At 64.9% G+C, this 22,324-nt stretch carries 21 protein-coding genes; 13 read left to right on the top strand and 8 right to left on the bottom strand.

Annotated elements, in window-relative coordinates:
• Nucleotides 1-18 precede the first annotated feature (18 nt).
• A complete protein-coding gene (locus ASC78_RS18465) occupies nt 19-504 on the bottom strand; it encodes a metallophosphoesterase family protein (protein WP_055804319.1) in 486 nt (161 codons plus the stop codon).
• Nucleotides 505-582: 78 nt separating this feature from the next.
• Here ASC78_RS18465 and ASC78_RS18460 point away from each other — a divergent pair, with 78 nt between their 5' ends.
• Complete coding sequence (locus tag ASC78_RS18460; protein ID WP_082517580.1) at nt 583-2,040, top strand: C13 family peptidase; 1,458 nt, start codon at nt 583-585, stop codon at nt 2,038-2,040.
• 21 nt (nt 2,041-2,061) lie between these two features.
• Here ASC78_RS18460 and ASC78_RS18455 read toward each other — a convergent pair whose 3' ends face one another.
• Complete coding sequence (locus ASC78_RS18455) at nt 2,062-4,926, bottom strand: aconitate hydratase (protein WP_055804313.1); 2,865 nt, start codon at nt 4,924-4,926, stop codon at nt 2,062-2,064.
• A gap of 53 nt (nt 4,927-4,979) precedes the next feature.
• Nucleotides 4,980-5,408 carry a hypothetical protein gene (locus tag ASC78_RS18450; protein WP_055804310.1) on the bottom strand — a complete coding sequence of 143 codons (429 nt, stop codon included), beginning with the start codon at nt 5,406-5,408 and terminating at the stop codon, nt 4,980-4,982.
• A gap of 133 nt (nt 5,409-5,541) precedes the next feature.
• Between ASC78_RS18450 and ASC78_RS18445 the strand changes: the two genes are divergently transcribed.
• Nucleotides 5,542-6,378 carry a helix-turn-helix domain-containing protein gene (locus ASC78_RS18445; protein WP_055804306.1) on the top strand — a complete coding sequence of 279 codons (837 nt, stop codon included), beginning with the start codon at nt 5,542-5,544 and terminating at the stop codon, nt 6,376-6,378.
• A 75-nt stretch (nt 6,379-6,453) separates the two neighbouring features.
• Here ASC78_RS18445 and ASC78_RS18440 read toward each other — a convergent pair whose 3' ends face one another.
• The 5 genes from ASC78_RS18440 to ASC78_RS18420 form a co-directional block, all read right to left on the bottom strand.
• A complete protein-coding gene (locus tag ASC78_RS18440) occupies nt 6,454-9,039 on the bottom strand; it encodes a bifunctional aconitate hydratase 2/2-methylisocitrate dehydratase (protein WP_055804304.1) in 2,586 nt (861 codons plus the stop codon).
• 78 nt (nt 9,040-9,117) lie between these two features.
• Nucleotides 9,118-9,669, bottom strand: coding sequence for a hypothetical protein (locus ASC78_RS18435; protein WP_055804301.1), 552 nt, complete (start codon nt 9,667-9,669; stop codon nt 9,118-9,120).
• Nucleotides 9,670-9,700: 31 nt separating this feature from the next.
• A complete protein-coding gene (locus tag ASC78_RS18430; RefSeq protein ID WP_055804297.1) occupies nt 9,701-10,699 on the bottom strand; it encodes an HpcH/HpaI aldolase/citrate lyase family protein in 999 nt (332 codons plus the stop codon).
• On the bottom strand, nt 10,696-11,472 hold the full coding sequence (tam, locus tag ASC78_RS18425) for a trans-aconitate 2-methyltransferase (RefSeq protein ID WP_055804294.1): 777 nt from the start codon (nt 11,470-11,472) through the stop codon (nt 10,696-10,698). Before tam ends, ASC78_RS18430 begins: the two co-directional genes overlap by 4 nt.
• Before the next feature lie 14 nt (nt 11,473-11,486).
• Nucleotides 11,487-12,473 carry a malate dehydrogenase gene (locus ASC78_RS18420; RefSeq protein WP_018903264.1) on the bottom strand — a complete coding sequence of 329 codons (987 nt, stop codon included), beginning with the start codon at nt 12,471-12,473 and terminating at the stop codon, nt 11,487-11,489.
• Nucleotides 12,474-12,657: 184 nt separating this feature from the next.
• On the opposite strand from ASC78_RS18420, the gene ASC78_RS18415 reads away from it, so the two are divergent.
• The 11 genes from ASC78_RS18415 to leuD all read left to right on the top strand — a co-directional run bounded on the left by ASC78_RS18415 (nt 12,658) and on the right by leuD (nt 22,284).
• Nucleotides 12,658-13,416, top strand: a complete 759-nt coding sequence (locus ASC78_RS18415) for a GntR family transcriptional regulator (RefSeq protein WP_055804409.1) — start codon at nt 12,658-12,660, stop codon at nt 13,414-13,416.
• Nucleotides 13,417-13,649: 233 nt separating this feature from the next.
• Complete coding sequence (sdhC, locus tag ASC78_RS18410; protein WP_055804292.1) at nt 13,650-14,096, top strand: succinate dehydrogenase, cytochrome b556 subunit; 447 nt, start codon at nt 13,650-13,652, stop codon at nt 14,094-14,096.
• A gap of 12 nt (nt 14,097-14,108) precedes the next feature.
• Entirely contained in the window at nt 14,109-14,474 is a 366-nt protein-coding gene (gene sdhD / locus ASC78_RS18405; protein WP_055804289.1) for a succinate dehydrogenase, hydrophobic membrane anchor protein, read from the top strand.
• Between the two features lie 13 nt (nt 14,475-14,487).
• Nucleotides 14,488-16,296, top strand: a complete 1,809-nt coding sequence (gene sdhA, locus ASC78_RS18400) for a succinate dehydrogenase flavoprotein subunit (RefSeq protein ID WP_055804286.1) — start codon at nt 14,488-14,490, stop codon at nt 16,294-16,296.
• A gap of 27 nt (nt 16,297-16,323) precedes the next feature.
• Nucleotides 16,324-17,025 carry a succinate dehydrogenase iron-sulfur subunit gene (locus tag ASC78_RS18395; RefSeq protein ID WP_055804283.1) on the top strand — a complete coding sequence of 234 codons (702 nt, stop codon included), beginning with the start codon at nt 16,324-16,326 and terminating at the stop codon, nt 17,023-17,025.
• Nucleotides 17,026-17,043: 18 nt separating this feature from the next.
• On the top strand, nt 17,044-17,367 hold the full coding sequence (locus ASC78_RS18390) for an FAD assembly factor SdhE (protein WP_055804281.1): 324 nt from the start codon (nt 17,044-17,046) through the stop codon (nt 17,365-17,367).
• A gap of 24 nt (nt 17,368-17,391) precedes the next feature.
• Entirely contained in the window at nt 17,392-18,702 is a 1,311-nt protein-coding gene (gene gltA / locus ASC78_RS18385) for a citrate synthase (RefSeq protein ID WP_055804278.1), read from the top strand.
• A 146-nt stretch (nt 18,703-18,848) separates the two neighbouring features.
• A complete protein-coding gene (locus tag ASC78_RS18380; protein ID WP_055804275.1) occupies nt 18,849-18,989 on the top strand; it encodes an entericidin A/B family lipoprotein in 141 nt (46 codons plus the stop codon).
• A gap of 194 nt (nt 18,990-19,183) precedes the next feature.
• Nucleotides 19,184-20,137 carry a LysR substrate-binding domain-containing protein gene (locus ASC78_RS18375; RefSeq protein WP_055804272.1) on the top strand — a complete coding sequence of 318 codons (954 nt, stop codon included), beginning with the start codon at nt 19,184-19,186 and terminating at the stop codon, nt 20,135-20,137.
• Between the two features lie 50 nt (nt 20,138-20,187).
• Nucleotides 20,188-21,609 carry a 3-isopropylmalate dehydratase large subunit gene (gene leuC, locus ASC78_RS18370; protein ID WP_055804269.1) on the top strand — a complete coding sequence of 474 codons (1,422 nt, stop codon included), beginning with the start codon at nt 20,188-20,190 and terminating at the stop codon, nt 21,607-21,609.
• A 24-nt stretch (nt 21,610-21,633) separates the two neighbouring features.
• Entirely contained in the window at nt 21,634-22,284 is a 651-nt protein-coding gene (leuD, locus tag ASC78_RS18365; RefSeq protein ID WP_055804265.1) for a 3-isopropylmalate dehydratase small subunit, read from the top strand.
• The last annotated feature ends 40 nt before the right edge of the window (nt 22,285-22,324 follow it).

The following is a 22,324-nucleotide window of genomic DNA, read 5'->3' as shown; positions in this document are numbered from 1 at the left end:
CTGCCCTTTTCTCGCTGCTCAGGCCAGCTCGACGATGCGCGCCGTGACTGCGTCGTCCATCACGATGAGCTCGGCGACCGCAATCGGCAATTTGAACCTGCGCGGCCCGGCACTGCCCGGATTGACGTAAAGCACGCCGCCGCGCTCCTCGACCTTCGGCTTGTGGGAATGGCCGGACACCACCACTCGGACGCCCGCAGCCGCAGGGTCGATGTCGATCTGGGACAGATCGTGTATCGCATAGACGAGCACCCCGGCGACCTGCAGGAAGTCCGTTTCCGGAATCCGGGCTGCCCACGGCTCACGGTCGTTGTTGCCCCGCACCACCGTCAGCGGCGCGATGGCCTGCAGTGCGTCGAGGATGCCCGCATCGCCGATGTCGCCGCCATGCACGATGAAGTCGCTGCCCTGCAGGGCAGCCACGGCCTGCGGGCGCAGCAAGCCGTGAGTGTCGGAGATGAGGCCGACGCGAATTGGGTTGACGTGGCTTTGCGTGGTGATCATCCGGAAAATTATTCTCCCGATCTGCCGGCTGGCAACGCGAAAGGCCAGAATTCCGCGAGTGCGAGGCATGATCAACTCATGCATGAGGATCTGAATTCACAGTCGCCCGCGCCTGAAATGCCCGACGCGGAGCCCCCGGCGCCGCCAGTGCCCGCCGTCGCGCGGCGTGCCAGTCTTTGGCGCTGGATCTCGGAAGGCCTGCGTACCGCGTTCCTGCAAGCACCGCGCATCGAGGCCACGCCCGCGCCCTGGCAATTGCTGCTGCTCCTGCTGCTGCCGGAACTGCTGTGGTTCGGAATGACCCGCTTCCAGGTCATGGGGCCGGCACAGCTCAATGCAACGGCCGCACTCAACACGCTCTGGGTCTGGGGACTGCTCGCATGGCTCGGCTGGACGGCCCTGCGCGGGCAACAACACCGGCTTGCGCGTTGGCTGGTGCTCGCAAGTTGGGCCACGTTCCCGGTCAACCTGCTGTTTGTCGGCCTGTCGATTGCCTATGCGTACGGCTGGTCGCCGGAGCTTCTCCAAAACGCGAACTATCTCTGGAGCTTCTACGGCCTGTGCTACTTTTGGATGCTGCTCGCAATCACACTTCTCACGGCGCGCGAGAACGTTGCGCGCTGGCGAGTCGCACTGCTTGTGCCGGGGCTCGCGGCGATGCTTGCGCTGGGCTTCTGGCAGACGATCAACATGCAGGACCGCGTCTGGCAGACCGACTTTGCCGCGAGCGCTGCCGCAGAGCCCGAGCGCCCACGCCTCCGGCTGACGCAGGAAGTCTTCGAACAGCAGCAGACACTCTGGGAGCGCACGCTGGCCGGCATTGCTGAACGCCAGCCTGGCCAGACCAATGTCTATGGCCTGGTGTTCGCGCCCTATGCGTCGGAGGACGTGTTCCTGCGCGAAAGCACGATGGTCGCCAAGGTGATCCAGGAACGCTTCGGCGCGAAGCAGCGCGTGCTGCACCTGGCCAACCACCCGACCACCGCCGACACCCTGCCCTGGGCCACGCCGCTCAACCTGCAGCGCGCCATTGCAGCGCTGGCCCGGCGCATGGACGGCGAGAACGATCTGCTCGTCGTGTACCTCACCTCGCATGGCGCCCGCGACCACCAGCTGGCGGCCACAAACGACCCGCTGTCGGTGCCATGGCTCACGCCCAAGGAGTTGCGCAAGGCGCTCGACGAAGCCGGCATTCGCAATCGCGTCGTAGCGATCTCGGCCTGCTACTCGGGCGGATGGGTCGAGCCGATGGCAACCGACCACACGCTGATCATGACCGCCGCGGACGCCACGCACACCTCCTACGGCTGCGGTCGCCTTTCAGAGCTGACCTTCTTCGGCCGCGCGATGTTCGATGAAGAGCTGCGCAAGACCCGTTCCTTCGAAACAGCCTTCGCGGCTGCCGTGCCGGTGATCAAGCAGCGCGAAATCGAAGCCGGCAAGGAAGACGGATTCTCGAACCCGCAGATCAGCGTCGGTGAAAAGATTCGCCCAATGCTGGCCGACCTGGCTCGGCGGCTGGACACGGCAAAGTAGTTGCCGCGCCCAACCTGAGCGCTACGCCAGCAACTGCCTGAGCACAAACGGCAGGATGCCGCCATGCTTGTAGTAGTCCACCTCGATCGGCGTGTCGATGCGCAGGCGCACCGTGACTTCCTGGTGCGAGCCGTCGGCGCGGTGCACGACCAGCTTCACGTCCATCTGCGGCTTGAGCTGCCCGCCGATCACCACATCGATTTTTTCGTCGCCCTTGAGGGCCAGCGTCTGCCATGAATCGGCGCCACGGAACTGAAGCGGCAGCACGCCCATGCCGACCAGGTTGGCGCGGTGGATGCGCTCGAAGCTGCGCGCCACCACGGCCTTGATGCCCAAGAGCTGCGTGCCCTTGGCGGCCCAGTCGCGCGACGAGCCCGTGCCGTATTCCTCGCCGCCAAACACCACCGTCGGCACGCCCTGCTCCATGTATTTCATGGCGGCGTCGTAGATGAACATCTTCTGGTTGCCGGGCTGGAACAGCGTGACGCCACCCTCTTCCTGAGTGCCGTTGACGTCGGGCGGAATCATCAGGTTCTTGATGCGCACGTTGGCGAAGGTGCCGCGCATCATCACGTCGTGATTGCCGCGACGCGAGCCATAGCTGTTGAAGTCGGCCTTCGGCACACCATGCGCCTTGAGCCAGATGCCCGCGGGCGAGCTTTCCTTGATGGAGCCGGCCGGCGAGATGTGGTCGGTGGTAATCGAGTCGCCGAACAGGGCCATGACGCGCGCGCCTTTGAAGCCCGCGTCCGATGCATGCGGCGCCATCTTGAAGTCGGAGAAGAACGGCGGCTCGGCAATGTAGGTCGACTTGGGCCAGTCGTACACCTGGCCCGCCGTGCCCTCGATGCTGCTCCAGAACTTGCCCGGGTCGCTCTTGACCTTGTCGTAGTTCTCGCGGAACGACTTGGCGTTCATCGCAAAGCGCAGGTTGTCGTCGATCTCCTTCGGCGTCGGCCAGATGTCGCCCAGGTATATGTTCTTGCCGTTCTTGCCCTTGCCCACGGGCTCGGTCATGAGGTCGACCATCACGTTGCCGGCAATGGCAAAAGCCACCACCAACGGCGGCGAAGCCAGGAAGTTGGCCTTCAGGTTCGGATGGATGCGCGCCTCGAAATTGCGGTTGCCCGAGAGCACGGCCGCGCCGACCAAGTCGTTCTTGACGATGGCGTCGTTGATCTCCGGCGTGAGGTCGCCCGCATTGCCGATGCACGTGGTGCAGCCATAGCCGGCCAGGTAAAAGCCCAGCTTCTCGAGGTACGGCAACAGGCCGGCTTTCTCGAGGTATTCGGTGACGATGCGTGAACCGGGCGCGAGCGAAGTCTTGACGTGCGGCTTGACCGTGAGCCCCGCCTCCACCGCCTTCTTGGCCAGCAGGCCGGCCGCAAGCATCACGCTCGGGTTGGAGGTGTTGGTGCACGAGGTGATGGCCGCGATCAGCACGTCGCCGTTGCCGATGGTCACGCCGCCCTTGGGCGACGAGGGCGCGGTGGCGCTCACGTGGGCAGCCGCCTTGGTCGACCGGTTGGCCACCATCTCGACCACGTCGCGCGGTGCGCCCGGCGGCGGGGGGGCGGCCTCCTCGTCGTCACCCTGGCCGTTCGTGGTCAGCGGATAGCGCAGCTTCAGCCGCTCGGGCGGCTGGTTGAAGCCGTTGGCATCGTTGGGCTTGCTGAAGAGCTCGGAGAACTTGGTCGACAGGTGGCCCAGGTCGATGCGGTCCTGCGGCCGCTTCGGGCCCGCGAGGCTCGGCGCCACGGTGCCGAGGTCGAGCTTGACGATCTTGGTGTAGTCGATGTCGCCTGGAGCGGGCATGCCGAACAGGCCCTGCGCCTTGTAGTAGGCCTCGAAGAGCTCGACCTCTTCCTTGGTGCGGCCGGTGCCTTCGAAATACGCCACGGTCATTTCATCGACCGGGAAGAAGCCCATGGTGGCGCCGTATTCAGGCGCCATGTTGCCGATGGTGGCGCGGTCGGGCACGGCGATGGAGGCGGCGCCGGGGCCGAAGAATTCGACGAACTTGCCCACCACTTTTTCGGCCCGCAGGATCGCGGTGACAAACAGCACCAGGTCGGTGGCCGTGACGCCTTCGCGCAGCTTGCCGGTGAGCTCGAAGCCCACGACGTCGGGCGTCAGCATGTACACCGGCTGGCCCAGCATGGCGGCCTCGGCCTCGATGCCGCCCACGCCCCAGCCGACCACGCCCACGCCGTTGATCATGGTGGTGTGGCTGTCGGTGCCCACCAGCGAGTCGGGGTAGTAGGTGGGAACGTCGGCGTTGTCGCTCGAGCTCTTGTAGACGCCGCGCGCAAAGTATTCGAGGTTGACCTGGTGCACGATGCCGAAGCCCGGCGGCACGACACGGAAGGTGTCGAAGGCCTGCATGCCCCATTTCATGAACTGGTAGCGCTCGTTGTTGCGCTGGAACTCCAGCTTCATGTTCAGGTCGAGCGCCTTGGACGTGCCGTAGTAGTCGACCATCACCGAGTGGTCGACCACCAGATCGACGGGCACCAGCGGCTCGATGGTCTTGGGCGACTTGCCCAGCTTGGCGGCCACGCTGCGCATCGCGGCCAGGTCGGCCAACAGCGGCACGCCGGTGAAGTCCTGCAGCACCACGCGGGTCACGACGAACGGAATTTCGTCGGTGCGTTCCGCATTGGGCGACCAATGCGCCAGCTCTTCCACGTGCTTGGGCGAGACCTTCTGCCCGTCGCAATTGCGCAGCACCGACTCAAGCACGATACGGATCGACACCGGCAGGCGTTCGACGGTGGGATATTGCCTGGCCAGCTCCTTGAGCGACCAGTATTTGCCGGCTTTCCCCGATGCAGTCTTGAAGGTCTTGAGGGTGGACGCAAAGGCGTGTGCCGGTGCTTTGGCCATTGAGGAACTCCTGTTAGTTCGTGGAAGCACCTCAAGGATAGCGGGGATCAATGTCAATTGTTGTAGTCGGGAACTAAGCTCGCCCCCAGGCTTCGCGCGCTGCGACGCAAACCGGTCCATTGGAGTTCGGCCAGCACCACCACGCAGAGGGCCTGCGCCAGCACCCAGGCCATGCCCAGCGCGGTGATTGCGAACATGCCGCTCATCAGAAGCGCGATGCATCCCAGGGCCCAGCCGAAGTTGCCGACCACCACGAGGCCGATCAGCGTGCGAGGCGGTGTACGGCGGCTGGCCATGAAGGCTGCGGCGGCCGCATAGGCCAGCAGGAACACGCCCGTTCCCAGGAGCAGCGGCGCCGGCAGTCCGGTCAGCCGTGCGAGAGCGCCGGTGAACGCAACCTGCAGCGCACCGGTCGCGGCGCAGGAGGCGGCGTCGGCCCACATCACATTGGGCAGGAAGCGGGGGGATGCAAAGACGGACATGAGAATCTCCTTCGTTGGTTGACGCCGCAAGCGTGTCCTGCTGCGTTGGAGTCAATCATTCCGGGAGGTGCGCGCATCGTCGATAACCTGGCAGGTCATGGCGCGCCGGCAGAGGAGCGCCAGAATCGGGGCCATGAACACTTCCCGCCCCCACTCGTCCAAGGCCGGCCAGCCCGGCGCGCGCGACTCGTTCGGCGTCCACCTGCGGCACTGGCGCACGCACCGCCGGCTGAGCCAGCTCGACCTCGCGCAGGAAGCCGAGGTCTCGACCCGCCACCTGAGCTACGTGGAAACCGGCCGCGCCGCGCCCAGCCGCGAAATGGTGCTGCGCCTTGCCGAGCGGCTCGAAGTGCCGCTGCGCGAACGCAATGCGCTGCTGGTGGCGGCGGGCTTCGCGCCGATGTACAGGCAACGCTCGCTCGACGACCCCGCCATGGCATCGGCACGGCGTGCAGTAGACCTGGTGCTGAAAGGCCATGAGCCTTTTCCCGCATTGGCGGTCGATCGGCACTGGAACCTGGTGGCGCACAACGCACTGGTGCCCATGCTGATGGCCGGCGCCGCGCCCGAATTGGTGAAACCGCCCATCAACGTGCTTCGCCTGAGCCTGCACCCCGACGGCTTGGCCTCGCGCATTGCCAATCTGGCGCAGTGGCGTGCTCATCTGCTCGAACGGTTGCAGCAGCAGATCGCCGCGACGGGGGACACGGCGCTACAGGCCCTGCACGACGAGCTCGAGGCCTACCCCACGCCCCAGGTGAGCCATGACACGCCCGCCGTGGACACCGAATTCTCAGGTCTGGTGGTGCCGTTTCAGCTGGCCACGCCGAACGGCGTGCTGAGCTTCATCAGCACCACGACCATCTTTGGGACGCCGGTCGATGTCACGCTGCAGGAACTGGCGGTGGAGTCGTTCTTTCCAGCCGATGCGCAGACAGCTGCGGCGCTGACAGCATTGGCTGCCGGCTGAAGAAAGCGCGCTAGCGCCGGACGTAAAAAAGCCCCGCGCAAGCGGGGCTCTTCAGATTGCGAAGCAGCGCGTGGATCAGGCCACGACGGCAGCCGCTTCGGTCTTGTAGTCGTCGATCTTGTCGAAGTTCAAGTACTGGTAGATCTGGGCGCTCGACGCATCGAGCACGCCCGTTGCCGCCATGTACTCTTCCCGCGTCGGGATGCGGCCAAGGCGCGAGCAGATCGCGGCCAGTTCGGCCGAGCCCAGGTACACATTGGTGTTCTTGCCCAGGCGGTTCGGGAAGTTGCGGGTGCTGGTCGACATCACCGTGGCGCCTTCGCGCACCTGTGCCTGATTGCCCATGCACAGCGAGCACCCCGGCATTTCGGTGCGCGCACCGGCATTGCCGAACACGCCGTAGTGGCCTTCTTCGGTGAGCTGCTGGGCGTCCATCTTGGTGGGCGGTGCAATCCACAGCTTGACCGGAATGTCGCGCTTGCCTTCGAGCAGCTTCGACGCGGCGCGGAAGTGGCCGATGTTGGTCATGCACGAGCCGATGAACACTTCGTCGATCACGGCACCGGCCACATCGCTCAGCGTCTTCACGTCGTCAGGGTCGTTCGGGCAGGCCACGATGGGTTCGTGGATCTCGGCCAGATCGATGTCGATGACAGCAGCGTATTCGGCGTCGGCATCGCCCTTGAGCAGTTGCGGGTCCGCAAGCCAGGCTTCTTGCGCGGCGATGCGGCGGGCCAGCGTGCGGGCGTCGGCGTAGCCTTCGGCAATCATCCACTTCATCAGCGTGATGTTGCTGTTGATGTACTCCTGAATCGGTTCCTTGTTCAGGTGCACCGTGCAGCCGGCGGCCGAGCGTTCGGCCGAGGCGTCGCTCAGCTCGAAGGCTTGCTCCACCTTCAGATCAGGCAGGCCTTCGATTTCGAGGATGCGGCCCGAGAAGATGTTCTTCTTGCCTTGCTTTGCCACGGTCAGCAGGCCCGACTTGATGGCGTACAGCGGAATGGCGTTGACCAGGTCACGCAGCGTGACGCCGGGCTGCATCTTGCCCTTGAAGCGCACGAGCACCGACTCGGGCATGTCCAGCGGCATCACGCCGGTGGCGGCCGCGAAGGCCACGAGGCCGGAGCCGGCCGGGAAACTGATGCCGATGGGGAAGCGGGTGTGGCTGTCGCCGCCCGTGCCGACGGTGTCGGGCGTCAGCAGGCGGTTGAGCCAGCTGTGGATCACGCCGTCGCCCGGACGCAGCGAAACGCCGCCGCGGTTGGCCATGAAATCGGGCAATTCATGGTGCATCTTGACGTCGACCTTCTTCGGGTACGCCGCCGTGTGGCAGAACGACTGCATCACGAGGTCGGCCGAGAAGCCCAGGCAGGCCAGGTCTTTCAGCTCGTCGCGCGTCATCGGGCCGGTGGTGTCCTGCGAGCCGACCGAGGTCATCTTGGGTTCGCAATACGTGCCCGGGCGAACGCCCTGGCCTTCGGGCAGGCCGCAGGCGCGGCCGACCATCTTCTGTGCAAGCGAGAAGCCCTTCTTGGTGTCGACCGGGCTTTGCGGCAGACGGAACAGCGTGGAGACGGGCAGGCCCAGCGCTTCGCGCGCCTTGGCCGTGAGGCCGCGGCCGATGATCAGCGGAATGCGGCCACCGGCGCGCACTTCGTCGAACAGCACGTCGCTCTTGACCTGGAACTCGGCGATGACCTTGCCGTCTTTCAGGGCCTTGCCTTCGTAGGGACGCAGCTCGACCACGTCGCCCATGTTCATCTGCGTCACGTCGAGCTCGATAGGCAGTGCGCCCGAGTCTTCCATCGTGTTGTAGAAGATGGGAGCGATCTTGCCACCGAGGCAGACGCCGCCGAAGCGCTTGTTCGGCACGAAGGGAATGTCTTCGCCGGTGAACCACAGCACCGAGTTGGTGGCGCTCTTGCGCGACGAACCCGTGCCGACCACGTCGCCGGCGTAGGCCACGAGGTGGCCGCGCGCGCGCAGGTCTTCGATGAACTTCACAGGGCCGCGCTTGCCGTCTTCTTCAGGGACGATGCCGGGACGGGCGTTCTTGTGCATCGCCAGGGCGTGCATCGGAATGTCGGGACGCGTCGTCGCATCGGGTGCGGGCGACAGGTCGTCGGTGTTGATTTCGCCAGCCACCTTGAAGATGCTGACGGTGATGCTTTGCGGCACTTCGGGGCGGCTGGTGAACCACTCGGCATCGGCCCAGCTTTGCAGCACGCCCTTGGCGTGGGCGTTGCCCTTGTCGGCCTTTTCCTTGACGTCGTGGAACTGGTCGAACATCAGCAGGGTTTTCTTCAGGCCTTCGGCCGCCACGGCGCCAACTTCGGCGTCGTCGAGCAGGTCGATCATCGGGCTGATGTTGTAGCCGCCGAGCATGGTGCCGAGCAATTCGGTGGCACGGGCACGCGAAATGAACGCGTTTTTCTCGGTGCCGTGGGCCACGGCCGCCAGGTAGCTCGCCTTGACCTTGGCCGCGTCATCGACGCCGGCGGGCACGCGATAGGTGAGCAGATCGAGCAGGAAAGCACCGTCCTTGGCATTCGCGCTCTTGAGGAGCTCGATCGCTTCGGCGGTTTGCTTCGCGCTCAATGGCAGCGGCGGAATACCGAGCGCGGCGCGTTCGGCAACATGGTCAACGTAGGCTTGCAACATCTTCTTTTCTCCGGAAACTGGGCTGGCGGGCGTGCGGTACGGCAAGCAAGAGCCGCGCCGCACCCCGTGTGGGGACTCTTACTTCTTGGCTGCGTCAGCGCCTTCGAACAGGCTCTTCGGCGGGTTTTTCTTCATTTCTTCGGAAAACGCAACCTGCTCGGCCGTCTGGCATTCGTCGGCAATGCGCAGGCCCGCCTTCTGGTTCATCAGCATCGACTTGTTGCCCAGCTGCAGCCACATGGCGCCGGCGCGGGGGTCTTCGAGGCGGATGGCGCCGGTGCGGCTTTCAACCGGGTGCATGCGGTACTTCACGCCCTTGGTCGACACGTTGAAGAAGCCGGGCTTCTTCTCGTCGGCGGCCACGGTCACGTCGGCGCCGAGCTCGCACTGGGCCTTGCCGAGCGAAACGCGCTTGGCCACGGCCAGGTCGGCCTCGGTCAGGACGATGCTGGATTCATCGGCGATGGGGGTGACTTCCTCGACCGCCTTGGCGGCGCTGCGGTTGACCTGCTTCTTGGGCGGGGCCTTCTTGGCTTCGGCCTTGGCAGCCGGCTTGGCGGGCGTGGTCTGCGCCGTGGCGGCAAACGGGAGCGCCAGGGCCAGGGCTGCGATCAGGGCAATTTTCTTCATGGGTGTTTCCTTGAGGCTGGATTCGGAAGTTTCAGGAGGCCGCGAGTGCAAACCAGGCTTTAGCCTCTGGAGGCAACGCGCGCCCTGTTGCGTGGGCACGCGTCAGCACTTGCCAGAAATGGCGATAGCTCGCGCGGTCGTGCAATGTGCCATCGATTTGGGTCGGCGCCCAATTTGCGAGGGCCGCATTTGTAATGATTTTTGTGGCAATTTGAATCTGCGCCTCGTCCGGCGCAAAAGCCTCGAGGATGGGCCGGATCTGGTTCGGATGAATGCTCCACATGCGTGTGTAGCCGAATTCGGTGGCCGCCTTGCGGGCTGCCATGCGCATGGCGTTGGTGTCGTTGAACTCGGTGACGACGCAATGCGACGGCACCTTGCCGTACGCATGCGCCGCGGATGCGATGGCCAGCTTGGCACGCACCACCAGTGGATGCGTGAATTGGCCGGCAGCCCCCATCCCATCGGCCGGAATGGCGCCCGCATGGGCGGAAACGAAGTCCATCAGGCCGAAACTCAGCGATTGCACGCGCGGATGCGCCGCAATTTCGAAGGCGTTGTGCACGGCCAGCGGCGATTCGATGAGCACGTGCAGCGGCAGCGCGTCAGCATCCGCGGCCTCGAGTGCAGCCACCGCCTGCACCACATCGGCGACGGACTCGACTTTGGGCACCATCAAGTGGCTGAGCCTGTGGCCCACGCGGCCGGCAATGGTGATCACGTCGCCGGCAAAGGCCGGGTGATCGACAGGATGCACGCGCACGCCGACCCGCATGCCGGGCTTGGCGGCCAGGGCCAGCTCAGTCACGAGCGCGGCATGTTCCGCCTCGCCGCCCACCGGGGCACCGTCTTCGCAATCGAGCGTGACGTCGAACACGCAGGCACCGAATTCATCGGCCATTTCGGCCTGCAGCGCCAGGCTCTTCTTCATGCGCGCTTCAACGCCGCTGTAGTGATCGCACACGGGCAGCGTCACGGCGCCGGCTTGCGCGCCGAGCAGCACTTCGCCGGGATGAACGGACTTCGTCATGCTTTTCTCTGCGCCATGATGAACATGCGAGGAAAGGCCAGCAATCGCTTGCCGTCGGCGCGGGCGGGATAGGCCTCGTTCACGCGGCGCTCGTACTCGGCGAGATAGCTGGCCCGCAGGTCGGCCGGCAACCGGTCGACGAAAGGCTTCAGCCCCGTGCCGCGCACCCATTCGACGATGGCCGCGGCATCGGCCATGGGGTGCTGGTAGATGGTGTGCCACACATCGACCTTTCCCGCAGTGGGCGCGAGCAAGTCGTAGTAGCCGCCGAGCGGCAACAGCAGCGTGCGCAGCCGGTCGGCATCGCCGATGGGCTCGGCCCAGGGCGCCTCGGCCGCCACGGCGCGCATCAGGCGGTGCGTGGGCTCGTCGCGGTTGTCGGGCATCTGGATGGCGAGCACGCCACCCGGGGCCAGTGCAGCGAAGAGGCGCGGGATCAGCTTTTCGTGGTCCGGCACCCATTGCAGGGCTGCGTTGGCATAAATGAGGTCGGGCGCTTCTTGCGGCGCCCAGGTCGCGATGTCGCTCAACTCGAAGCGCGCTTGCGGCAGACGCTCTCGCGCACTGACCAGCATGGCTTCGGAGTTGTCGGTCCCGACGACTTGCGCCTTCGGGAACCGATGGACCAGCAGCTCGGTGGAATTGCCCGGCCCGCAGCCGAGGTCGACCACGCGGGCCGCCTCTTGCAACGGCACCCGCGCCAGGAGTTCCTGTGCGGGTCGGGTGCGCTCGTCCTCGTAGCGACGGTAGAGCGCGGGGTTCCAGTCGAGCATGCCGGCCAGTCTGCTTAGATCAGATGTGCAACGCCGGCTTGTTCGCCTTGCAGCTCTTCCAGGGTCTTGTTGATGCGTTCCTGGCTGAAGGCGTCGATTTCCAGGCCTTCGACCAGCTTGTACTCGCCGTTCTCGCAGGTGACCGGGAAGCCGAACATCGTGTCCTTGGGAATGCCGTACTGGCCGTCCGACGGGATGCCCATGGTGACCCACTTGCCGTTGGTGCCAAGGGCCCAGTCGCGCATGTGGTCGATGGCAGCGTTGGCGGCCGAGGCAGCCGACGACAGGCCGCGTGCCTCGATGATGGCCGCGCCGCGCTTGCCGACGGTCGGCAGGAAGGTGTTGGCGTTCCATTCCTGGTCGTTGATCATCTTGGCGACGCTGTCGCCCTTGATGGTGGCAAAACGGTAGTCGGCGTACATGGTGGGCGAGTGGTTGCCCCACACGACCAGCTTTTCGATGTCGGCCACGGCCTTGCCGGTCTTGGCGGCGATCTGGCTGGCAGCGCGGTTGTGGTCCAGGCGCAGCATGGCGGTGAAGTTCTTGCGCGGCAGGTCGGGAGCGCTCTTCATCGCGATGTAGGCATTGGTGTTGGCCGGGTTGCCGACCACCAGCACCTTGACGTTGCGGCTGGCAACGGCGTTCAGCGCCTTGCCCTGGGCCGTGAAGATGGCGCCGTTGACGGCCAGCAGCTCGGCACGCTCCATGCCCGGGCCGCGCGGACGCGAACCGACCAAGAGGGCGTAGTCGGCATCCTTGAAGGCGGTCATCGGGTCGCCGTGGGCTTCCATGCCAGCCAGCAGCGGGAAGGCGCAGTCGTCGAGTTCCATCATCACGCCCTTGAGGGCCTTCTGGGCCTTCTCGTCGGGGATTTCGAGCAGCTGAAGGATGACCGGCTGGTCTTTGCCGAGCATTTCGCCGGACGCGATACGGAACAACAGGGCGTAACCGATTTGGCCGGCGGCACCGGTGACGGCAACGCGGACGGGTTTTTTGCTCATGGGAAGACTCCAGAAGGTGGTGAAACGGTATCGGCGGGCGCGCTTGGCGCCGACGGTGCTGCAGGGCGGGAATCCTTCCCGCGGCGCAGGCCGGCCCGCATTTTAAGCCGATTCGATGAACGCCGTCTTATGTCTTATATAAGATATGCTCGGAGGTTCCGCCACGGCGCACCCCACCGCTGCCATGAATGCCGCCAACGTCCTCGAAGATTCCGCGACGCCCTCCTTCAGTCCGCTCTACCAGCAGATCAAGACATTGATCCTGCAGAGCCTGCAGGCCGGCGAGTGGAAGCCGGGCGAGCCCATTCCGAGCGAGATGGACCTGGCGGTGCGCTATCGCGTGAGCCAGGGCACGGTGCGCAAGGCCATCGACGAACTCTCGGCCGAAAACCTCGTGGTGCGGCGCCAGGGCAAGGGCACCTTCGTTGCCACGCACGCCGAGCAGCATGTGCAATACCGATTTCTCAAGCTAGTGCCCGACGTCGGCACCCCGAGCACCGAAGGCCCCGCCGAGCGCACCATCGTCGACTGCCGCCGCCAGCGTGCCTCGGCCGACGTGGCGCGTGCGCTGGGACTGCGCACCGGCGATGCGGTGCTGCAGGTGCGGCGCGTGCTCGCCTATGGAGGCGTGCCCACCATCCTCGAAGACCTCTGGCTGCCCGGCGCGCCCTTCAAGGGCCTCACCGCCGAGCGGCTGCGTGCCTGGCCGGGCCCGATGTACGCCATGTTCGAAACAGAGTTCGGCGTGCGCATGGTGCGCGCCGAAGAAAAGATCCGCGCCGTGCTGCCCGATGCCGAGCAGGCGGCGCTGCTCGACGTGTCGCTGCAGATGCCCTTGCTCAGCGTGGAGCGCCTGGCGCATACGTACCACGACACACCGATGGAATTGCGCCGCGGCCTCTATCGCACCGACACGCACCACTATCGCAACCAGCTCGGCTGAGACCGCATCCAGATGACCTGCCGACCCAACTGCGCCGAAGCGCCCGCGACCCGTGCGCAGCACGCTACCAACTCAATAGCATCCGACTGCTGCCTGGCCCCCTCACGGGCACCGCCGCCGGGCAATGGTGCATTGCAATAGAATTTTGCGTTGTTTGCATTCCGCAGAAGAAACAAAAGCGTTCGCTCTCAGAACATCAGAACAAGCCACCAAGCCACGAAAGCCTTCCCCCAATGTCAGAGCTTGCAACCCCTCCACGGCCCCCGCGCCGCGAATTCCGAAACATCAACGCCTTCACCGATCTCACGACCTACCGGCTGCCGCCGGCCGGCATCGTGTCGATCCTGCACCGCGTGAGCGGCGTCCTCATGTTCCTGCTGCTGCCGTTCATCATCTGGATGTTCGACACCTCGCTCTCGTCCGACTATTCGTTCGCCAGGTTCAAGGCCGCCTTCAACAGCGGCCTTGGTTTTGTTCCAGGCTGGTTCTTGAAGCTGGTGGTTCTCGCGCTGATCTGGGCCTACCTGCACCACTTCATCGCCGGCCTGCGCCACCTCTGGATGGACGTGAGCCACTCCGCCGTCACCAAGGAGTTCGGACACAGCTCCGCCCTGGTCACGCTGGTCCTGAGCGTCTTGCTCACCGTGGTGCTCGGCGCCAAGCTGTTCGGCCTGTACTGAGAAGGAGCCCCCATGTCTGTGAATTACGGCTCCAAGCGCATCGTCGTCGGCGCACATTACGGTTTGCGCGACTGGCTCAGCCAGCGCATCACGGGCGGCCTGATGGCGCTCTTCACGATCATCCTGCTCGCGCAGCTGATCTTCACGCGCGGCCCTCTCGGCTACGACCTCTGGGCCGGCATCTTCGCCGCGCAGTGGATGAAGGTGCTGACCTTCTCCGTGATCGTTTCCCTGCTCTATCACGTGTGGGTGGGCATGCGCGACGTGTGGATGGACTACGTCCAGCCTGTCGGCATTCGCCTCGCCCTGCAAATTTTCACCATCGTCTGGCTTGTCGGTTGTGCGGGTTGGGCCATTCAAGTGCTTTGGAAGATCTGACCCCGTCCCCACCATGACCTACACAAAAGACCAAATCACCAAGCGCAAGTTCGACGTCGTCATCGTCGGTGCCGGCGGCTCCGGCATGCGCGCATCGCTGCAGCTGGCCCGCGCGGGCCTGAACGTGGCGGTACTGTCCAAGGTGTTCCCGACCCGTTCGCACACCGTGGCTGCCCAAGGCGGCGTGGGCGCATCGCTCGGCAACATGAGCGAGGACAACTGGCACTACCACTTTTACGACACGATCAAGGGTTCCGACTGGCTCGGCGACCAGGACGCGATCGAGTTCATGTGTCGCGAAGCACCGAAGGTCGTGTACGAGCTCGAGCACTTCGGCATGCCCTTCGACCGCAACCCCGACGGCACGATCTACCAGCGTCCGTTCGGCGGCCACACGGCCAACTACGGCGAGAAGCCCGTGCAGCGCGCCTGCGCCGCGGCCGACCGCACCGGCCACGCGATGCTGCACACGCTCTACCAGAAGAACGTCGAAGCCCGCACCCAGTTCTTCGTCGAGTGGATGGCCCTCGACCTGATCCGCGATGCCGAAGGCGACGTGGTCGGCGTCACCGCGCTCGAAATGGAAACCGGCGACCTGCACATCCTGCAGGCCAAGACCGTGCTGCTGGCCACCGGCGGCGCAGGCCGCATCTTCCAGGCCTCGACCAACGCCTTCATCAACACCGGCGACGGCCTTGGCATGGCCGCGCGCTCGGGCATTCCGCTGCAGGACATGGAGTTCTGGCAGTTCCACCCGACCGGCGTGGCCGGCGCGGGCGTGCTGCTGACCGAAGGCTGCCGCGGCGAAGGCGCCATCCTGCTCAACAGCAACGGCGAACGCTTCATGGAGCGCTATGCGCCCACGCTGAAAGACCTGGCACCGCGCGACTTCGTGTCGCGCTCGATGGACCAGGAAATCAAGGAAGGCCGCGGCTGCGGTCCCAACAAGGACTACGTGCTGCTGAAGCTCGACCACCTCGGTGCCGAGACCATCCACAAGCGCCTGCCCTCGGTGTACGAAATCGGCGTCAACTTCGCCAACGTCGACATCACCAAGGAACCGATTCCCGTCGTGCCGACCATCCACTACCAGATGGGCGGCATCCCGACCAACATCAACGGCCAGGTCGTCGTTCAGCAAGGCGAACAGAACAGCGCGGTGGTGAACGGCCTCTACGCCGTGGGCGAATGCTCCTGCGTGAGCGTGCACGGCGCCAACCGCCTGGGCACCAATTCGCTGCTCGACCTGCTGGTGTTCGGCCGCGCGGCCGGCAACCACATCGTCGAATTCAACGACAAGCTGAAAGAGCACAAGCCGCTGCCGGCCGATGCCGCCGACCGCACGCTGGAGCGCCTGAACCGGCTCGAAGCAGCCACCGGCGGCGAGTACGCGCAGGACGTGGCCGGCGAGATCCGCGCCGTCATGCAGCAGCACGCCGCCGTGTTCCGCAAGCAAGCCTCGATGGATGAAGGCGTGGTCAAGATCGCCGCCGTGCGCGAGCGCGTCAACGCCATCGGCCTCCAGGACAAGTCCAAGGTGTTCAACACCGCGCGCATCGAAGCGCTCGAAGTCGACAACCTGATCGAAGTGGCGCAGGCCACGATGGTCTCGGCCGCCGCCCGCAAGGAATGCCGCGGCGCGCACACGGTCGAAGACTACGAACGCCCGGCCGACGACCCGGTCGCGCCGCTCGGCCGCGACGACGCCAACTGGATGAAGCACACGCTCTGGTACAGCCAGGACAACCGCCTCTCCTACAAGCCGGTCAACCTCAAGCCGCTGACGGTCGACTCCGTTCCTCCCAAGGTCCGTACGTTCTAAACAAGAACAACATCACAAGGTTTCACGATGAAGCGCACATTCCAGATCTACCGCTACGACCCGGACAAGGACGCCAAGCCCTACATGCAGACAATCGAGATCGAACTCGACGGCCATGAGCGCATGCTGCTCGACGCCCTGATGAAGCTCAAGGCGCAAGATCCCACGCTGTCGTTCCGCCGCTCGTGCCGCGAAGGCGTCTGCGGTTCCGACGCGATGAACATCAACGGCAAGAACGGCCTCGCCTGCCTGACCAACATGCTCACGCTCAAGGGCACGATTGTGTTGAAGCCGCTGCCGGGCCTGCCGGTGATCCGCGACCTGATCGTGGACATGACGCAGTTCTTCAAGCAGTACAACTCGATCAAGCCATACCTGCAGAACGACAACGTGCCGCCCGAGAAGGAGCGCCTGCAGTCGCCCGAAGAGCGCGACGAGCTCAACGGCCTGTACGAGTGCATCCTGTGCGCGAGCTGCTCCACCAGCTGCCCCAGCTTCTGGTGGAACCCCGACAAGTTCGTGGGCCCGGCCGGCCTGCTGCAGGCCTACCGCTTCATCGCCGACAGCCGTGACGAAGCCACCGCCGAGCGCCTGGACAACCTCGAAGATCCGTACCGCCTGTTCCGCTGCCACACGATCATGAACTGCGTCGACGTGTGCCCTAAGAACCTGAATCCCACCAAGGCGATCGGCAAGATCAAGGAATTGATGGTGCGCCGCGCCATCTGAACTTTGCCGAGAGAAACCATGCAAACCGCTGCCGAACTCGCACAGCCGATCAGCGAACGAGCGCTGAGCAAGCTGAAATGGCGCTGCCGGCGCGGCTTGCTAGAGAACGACCTGTTCATCGCCCGCTTCTTCGAGCGGCACGAATCCCACATGACCAACGGCCAGGCGGGAGCGATGGAGACATTGATGGACCTGTCGGACAACGACCTCCTCGATCTTCTGCTGCGAAGAAAGGAGCCCGAGCCCGCATGGGCCGGGGCCGAGGTGGTCGAACTGCTGCAGTTGATGCGTACCGACGGCGCACAGCGTCCCGCAACCTCCGTTTCCTCTTCGCCCTCCTGAATACTCCTCTGAAAGAAACCCGAAATGAAAGCTTCCGATATCAAGGCCACGCTGTCGTTCAGCAACGGTGGTGACAGCGTCGAACTGCCGATCTACAAGGGCACCGTCGGCCCCGACGTGATCGACATCCGCAAGCTGTATGCGCAGACCGGCATGTTCACCTACGACCCGGGTTTCATGTCGACCGCCGCGTGCCAGTCGGCCATCACGTACATCGACGGCGACAAGGGCGAACTGCTGTACCGCGGCTACCCCATCGAGCAACTCGCAACCAACTGCGACTTCCTCGAAACCTGCCACCTGCTGCTCTACGGCGAGCTGCCGGACCAGGCCAAGAAGACCAACTTCACCAAGCTCGTGACCAACCACACGATGGTCAACGAGCAGATGCAGTTCTTCCTGCGCGGCTTCCGCCGCGACGCACACCCGATGGCCATCATGACCGGGCTGGTGGGCGCACTGTCGGCCTTCTATCACGACAGCACGGACATCAACAATCCCGAGCACCGCGAGATCGCCGCGATCCGCCTGATCGCGAAGATGCCGACGCTCGTGGCCATGGCCTACAAGTACACCGTGGGCCAGCCCTACATGTACCCGAAGAACGAACTCAGCTACGCAGGCAACTTCCTGCACATGATGTTCGCCACGCCGTGCGAAGAGTACAAGGTGAACCCGGTGCTCGAGCGCGCGCTCGACCGCATCTTCATCCTGCACGCCGACCACGAACAGAACGCATCGACCTCGACCGTGCGCCTGTGCGGCTCGTCGGGCACCAACCCCTTCGCGGCCATTGCGGCCGGCGTGGCCTGCCTCTGGGGCCCGGCCCACGGCGGCGCCAACGAAGCGGCGCTCAACATGCTCTACGACATCCAGAAGGAAGGCGGCGTGGAGAAGATCGGCGAGTTCATCAAGAAGGTCAAGGACAAGAACTCGAACGTCAAGCTCATGGGCTTTGGCCACCGCGTGTACAAGAACTACGACCCGCGCGCCAAGCTGATGCAGGAGACCTGCAACGAAGTGCTGACCGAGCTGGGCCTGGAACAGGATCCGCTCTTCAAGCTGGCCAAGGAACTGGAAAAGATCGCCCTCGAAGACGAGTACTTCGTGTCGCGCAAGCTTTACCCGAACGTCGACTTCTACTCGGGCATCGTCCAGCGCGCCATCGGCATCCCGGTGCCGCTGTTCACCGCGATCTTCGCGCTGGCCCGCACGGTCGGCTGGATTGCCCAGCTGAACGAGATGATCGGCGACCCCGAGTACAAGATCGGCCGCCCGCGCCAGCTGTTCGAAGGCTCGCCCAAGCGCGACGTGAAGCCCATCGGCCAACGCTGAAGGCGCCCTGCCGCTCACCCCGGAAAGCTGCCCTCGGGCAGCTTTTTTGCGTCTTGGCTGACAGGGCTGGCTGCGCGGCATCGGTACGTTGTGCATCGGAGGCCCGGCTTCGGGTCGCCTTTTTCAACGCCTACAGGAGACCCGTCATGAAGCAAATTGCCGCGCTGATCGCCGTCGCGTTCGCACTCGCCGTCCCGCTGGGTGGCTGCAACACCTTCAGGGGTGCCGGCCAGGACATCCAGAAGGGTGGCGAAAAGGTCGAGGACGCCGCCAAGAAGCGCCAGTAGGCACCGGGCCTTCCGGCGCAAACCCACGCACGCCCCGCCCCTCGCTGCAAAGCGAGGGGCGGGGCGTGTTGTCGTGTGGGGCGGCCGGGACTCGTCGCCCCAGGGCAACGAACCCATCGCACATGACGATGGCAGATGCGCCAAAACCCAGGGAAAATGGCGAACTCATCGCCAGACGCGATGTCCAAAGCCCCATGAGCACTTCCGAACGCAATTTCGCCCGGCGCATCGACCTCACGTCGCTGCAGCTGTTCGTGGCTGTGTGCGAACTCGGCAGCATCGGGCGCGCGGCGGAACGCGAATTCATTGCCGCCTCGGCCATCAGCAAGCGGCTGTCGGACCTGGAAGCCACGCTGGGCACCACCCTCCTCTACCGCCACGCGCGCGGGGTCGACCTTTCGCCCGCGGGCGAAAGCCTGCTGCACCATGCGCGTTCTGTGCTCTACAGCCTCGAGAAGATGCAGGGCGAACTCAGCGAATACGCCGAGGGCGTGCGCGGCCACGTGCGGGTGCATGCCAACATCTCGGCCATCGTTCAGTTTCTCCCGGAGGACCTTGGCGCCTTCACGCGCGAACATGACGCGATCAAGATCGACCTCGAGGAGCACCTGAGTGCCGAGGTGGTGCGCGCGGTGCAGGAAGGCGCCGCCGACCTGGGCATCTGCCACGTTCCGGACGGCACCAATGAACTGCAGACGCTGCCCTACCGCCACGACCGGCTGGCGCTGATCGTGCCGGCCGCGCATCCTCTGGCTACGCAGGGGCCGATCGATTTCAGCGCCTCGCTCGACTTCGACCACGTCGGCCTGCACACCAACAGCTCGATCTACGTGGCCATGCACCAAGCCGCCGTGGAAGCCGGACGCAGCGTCAAGCTGCGCATCCACGTGACCGGGCTCGACGCCATGTGCCGCATGATCGACAACGGCCTGGGCATCGGCGTAATGCCGCAGCGCGCGTTCGAACTGCTGCAAGCGGGCATTGGCAGCCGCCTGTGCAGCGTAGCCCTGAACGACGCCTGGTCGAACCGCGAAATACGCCTGGTGGCGCGCGACTTCTCCACCCTGCCGGTGGCCGCGCGCACGCTGGTCAACCACCTGCACACGCCCCTGGCCGCTCACGATGCCGCCGAGCCGCTGGCCGCATAGCGCGTCAGAAAACAAGACAATTCACCTCCCCACGAAAGCAAGAGACCGACATGGCACGCACGCTCTACGACAAGATCTGGGACGAACACGTCGTCCACACCGAGGAAGACGGCACCGCGATCCTCTACATCGACCGCCACCTGGTGCACGAAGTCACCAGCCCGCAGGCTTTTGAAGGCCTGCGCGTGGCCGGCCGCAAGCTGTGGCGCATCAGCTCGGTGGTGGCCACGGCCGACCACAACACGCCCACCACCGGCTGGGAACGCGGCTACGAAGGCATTGCCGACCCGACCAGCAAGGAGCAGGTCACCACGCTGGACAAGAACATCGCGGAATTCGGCGCCGCCGCGTTCTTTCCGTTTCTGAGCAAACGCCAGGGCATCGTTCACGTGATCGGGCCCGAATCGGGTGCCACGCTGCCTGGCATGACCGTTGTCTGCGGCGACTCGCACACCTCCACGCACGGCGCTTTCGGCGCACTGGCGCACGGCATCGGCACCAGCGAGGTCGAGCACGTCATGGCCACGCAGACGCTGCTCGGCAAGAAGGCGAAGAACATGCTCGTGAAGGTCGAGGGCAAGCTGCCGCTCGGCTGCACGGCCAAGGACATCGTGCTGGCGATCATCGGAAAGATCGGCACCGCGGGCGGCACGGGCTACACCATCGAGTTTGCGGGCTCGGCCATTCGCGACCTGAGCATGGAAGGCCGCATGACGGTCTGCAACATGGCCATCGAGGCCGGCGCGCGTGCCGGACTGGTGGCGGTCGACGAAAAAACCATCAGCTACGTGAAGGGCCGCCCGCTCGCACCGACCGGCGTGGAGTGGGAACAGGCCGTGAGCTACTGGCGCACGCTGCAGTCCGACCCGGGTGCGCACTTCGACGCCGTGGTCGAGCTCGACGCCACGCAGATCCAGCCGCAGGTGACCTGGGGCACCTCGCCTGAAATGGTGGTCGACATCAACGGCCGCGTGCCCGATCCCGAGAAGGAAAAAGACGCCAGCAAGCGCGGCGCCATCGAGCGCGCGCTGGTCTACATGGGCCTCGAACCCAACAAGGCGATGAACGACATCTTCGTTGACAAGGTGTTCATCGGCTCCTGCACCAACAGCCGCATCGAGGACATGCGCGAAGCCGCCGCAGTGGTGAAGAAGCTCGGCCAGAAGGTCGCAAAGAACGTGAAGCTCGCACTGGTGGTGCCGGGTTCGGGTGTGGTGAAGGAACAGGCCGAGCGCGAAGGCCTCGACATCATCTTCAAGGCCGCGGGCTTCGAATGGCGCGAACCCGGCTGCTCGATGTGCCTGGCCATGAACGCTGACCGCCTGGAGCCCGGCGAGCGCTGCGCATCGACCAGCAACCGCAACTTCGAAGGCCGCCAGGGCGCGGGTGGCCGCACCCACCTCGTGAGCCCGGCCATGGCCGCGGCCGCTGCCGTGCACGGCCACTTCGTCGACGTGCGCACTTTTTCCTGATCTGGCCTGACCTGGAGACATCACATGCAGAAATTCACCGTGCACAAGGGCCTCGTGGCGCCAATGGACCGCGAGAACGTCGACACCGACGCAATCATTCCAAAGCAGTTTCTCAAGTCGATCCGCAAGACCGGCTTCGGCCAGAACCTGTTCGACGAATGGCGCTACCTGGATGCCGGCTTTCCGGGCCAGGACCCGGCCAGCCGCAAACCCAACCCCGACTTCGTGCTGAACCAGCCGCGCTACGCGGGCGCGTCGATCCTCCTGGCGCGCAAGAACTTCGGCTGCGGTTCGTCGCGCGAACATGCGCCGTGGGCGCTCGACCAGTACGGCTTTCGCGCGATCATTGCGCCGAGCTATGCCGACATCTTCTTCAACAACAGCTTCAAGAACGGTCTCCTGCCCATCGTGCTGCCCGAGGCGCAAGTTGCGCAGCTGTTCGACGAGACTCTTGCCTTCCCCGGCTACACGCTGACCATCGACTTGGAACGCCAGGTCGTGGTGAAGCCCGACGGCGGCGAATTCGCATTCGACGTGCAGGCCTTCCGCAAGTACTGTCTCATCAACGGGCTGGACGACATCGGCCTGACGCTGCGCCACCAGGACAAGATCAAGGCTTTCGAGGCCGAGCGCCTGGCACAGAAGCCCTGGCTCGCGCACACGATGATCGCCTGATCGCCCTTCGTATATCCGTTCTCAAACCTCAGACCAAATC

The organism is Variovorax sp. Root318D1 (assembly GCF_001424835.1).
Classification (GTDB): Bacteria; Pseudomonadota; Gammaproteobacteria; order Burkholderiales; family Burkholderiaceae_C; genus Variovorax.
Note: the sequence above shows the minus strand (reverse complement) of the source record. Positions and strands in the feature narration are given on the sequence as shown.

Coding starts and splice junctions, on each gene's coding strand:
- ASC78_RS18465 (WP_055804319.1), bottom strand. CDS start 504: ATGATCACCACGCAAAGCCACGTCAACCCAATTCGCGTCGGCCTCATC.
- ASC78_RS18460 (WP_082517580.1), top strand. CDS start 583: ATGCATGAGGATCTGAATTCACAGTCGCCCGCGCCTGAAATGCCCGAC.
- ASC78_RS18455 (WP_055804313.1), bottom strand. CDS start 4,926: ATGGCCAAAGCACCGGCACACGCCTTTGCGTCCACCCTCAAGACCTTC.
- ASC78_RS18450 (WP_055804310.1), bottom strand. CDS start 5,408: ATGTCCGTCTTTGCATCCCCCCGCTTCCTGCCCAATGTGATGTGGGCC.
- ASC78_RS18445 (WP_055804306.1), top strand. CDS start 5,542: ATGAACACTTCCCGCCCCCACTCGTCCAAGGCCGGCCAGCCCGGCGCG.
- ASC78_RS18440 (WP_055804304.1), bottom strand. CDS start 9,039: ATGTTGCAAGCCTACGTTGACCATGTTGCCGAACGCGCCGCGCTCGGT.
- ASC78_RS18435 (WP_055804301.1), bottom strand. CDS start 9,669: ATGAAGAAAATTGCCCTGATCGCAGCCCTGGCCCTGGCGCTCCCGTTT.
- ASC78_RS18430 (WP_055804297.1), bottom strand. CDS start 10,699: ATGACGAAGTCCGTTCATCCCGGCGAAGTGCTGCTCGGCGCGCAAGCC.
- tam (WP_055804294.1), bottom strand. CDS start 11,472: ATGCTCGACTGGAACCCCGCGCTCTACCGTCGCTACGAGGACGAGCGC.
- ASC78_RS18420 (WP_018903264.1), bottom strand. CDS start 12,473: ATGAGCAAAAAACCCGTCCGCGTTGCCGTCACCGGTGCCGCCGGCCAA.
- ASC78_RS18415 (WP_055804409.1), top strand. CDS start 12,658: ATGAATGCCGCCAACGTCCTCGAAGATTCCGCGACGCCCTCCTTCAGT.
- sdhC (WP_055804292.1), top strand. CDS start 13,650: ATGTCAGAGCTTGCAACCCCTCCACGGCCCCCGCGCCGCGAATTCCGA.
- sdhD (WP_055804289.1), top strand. CDS start 14,109: ATGTCTGTGAATTACGGCTCCAAGCGCATCGTCGTCGGCGCACATTAC.
- sdhA (WP_055804286.1), top strand. CDS start 14,488: ATGACCTACACAAAAGACCAAATCACCAAGCGCAAGTTCGACGTCGTC.
- ASC78_RS18395 (WP_055804283.1), top strand. CDS start 16,324: ATGAAGCGCACATTCCAGATCTACCGCTACGACCCGGACAAGGACGCC.
- ASC78_RS18390 (WP_055804281.1), top strand. CDS start 17,044: ATGCAAACCGCTGCCGAACTCGCACAGCCGATCAGCGAACGAGCGCTG.
- gltA (WP_055804278.1), top strand. CDS start 17,392: ATGAAAGCTTCCGATATCAAGGCCACGCTGTCGTTCAGCAACGGTGGT.
- ASC78_RS18380 (WP_055804275.1), top strand. CDS start 18,849: ATGAAGCAAATTGCCGCGCTGATCGCCGTCGCGTTCGCACTCGCCGTC.
- ASC78_RS18375 (WP_055804272.1), top strand. CDS start 19,184: ATGAGCACTTCCGAACGCAATTTCGCCCGGCGCATCGACCTCACGTCG.
- leuC (WP_055804269.1), top strand. CDS start 20,188: ATGGCACGCACGCTCTACGACAAGATCTGGGACGAACACGTCGTCCAC.
- leuD (WP_055804265.1), top strand. CDS start 21,634: ATGCAGAAATTCACCGTGCACAAGGGCCTCGTGGCGCCAATGGACCGC.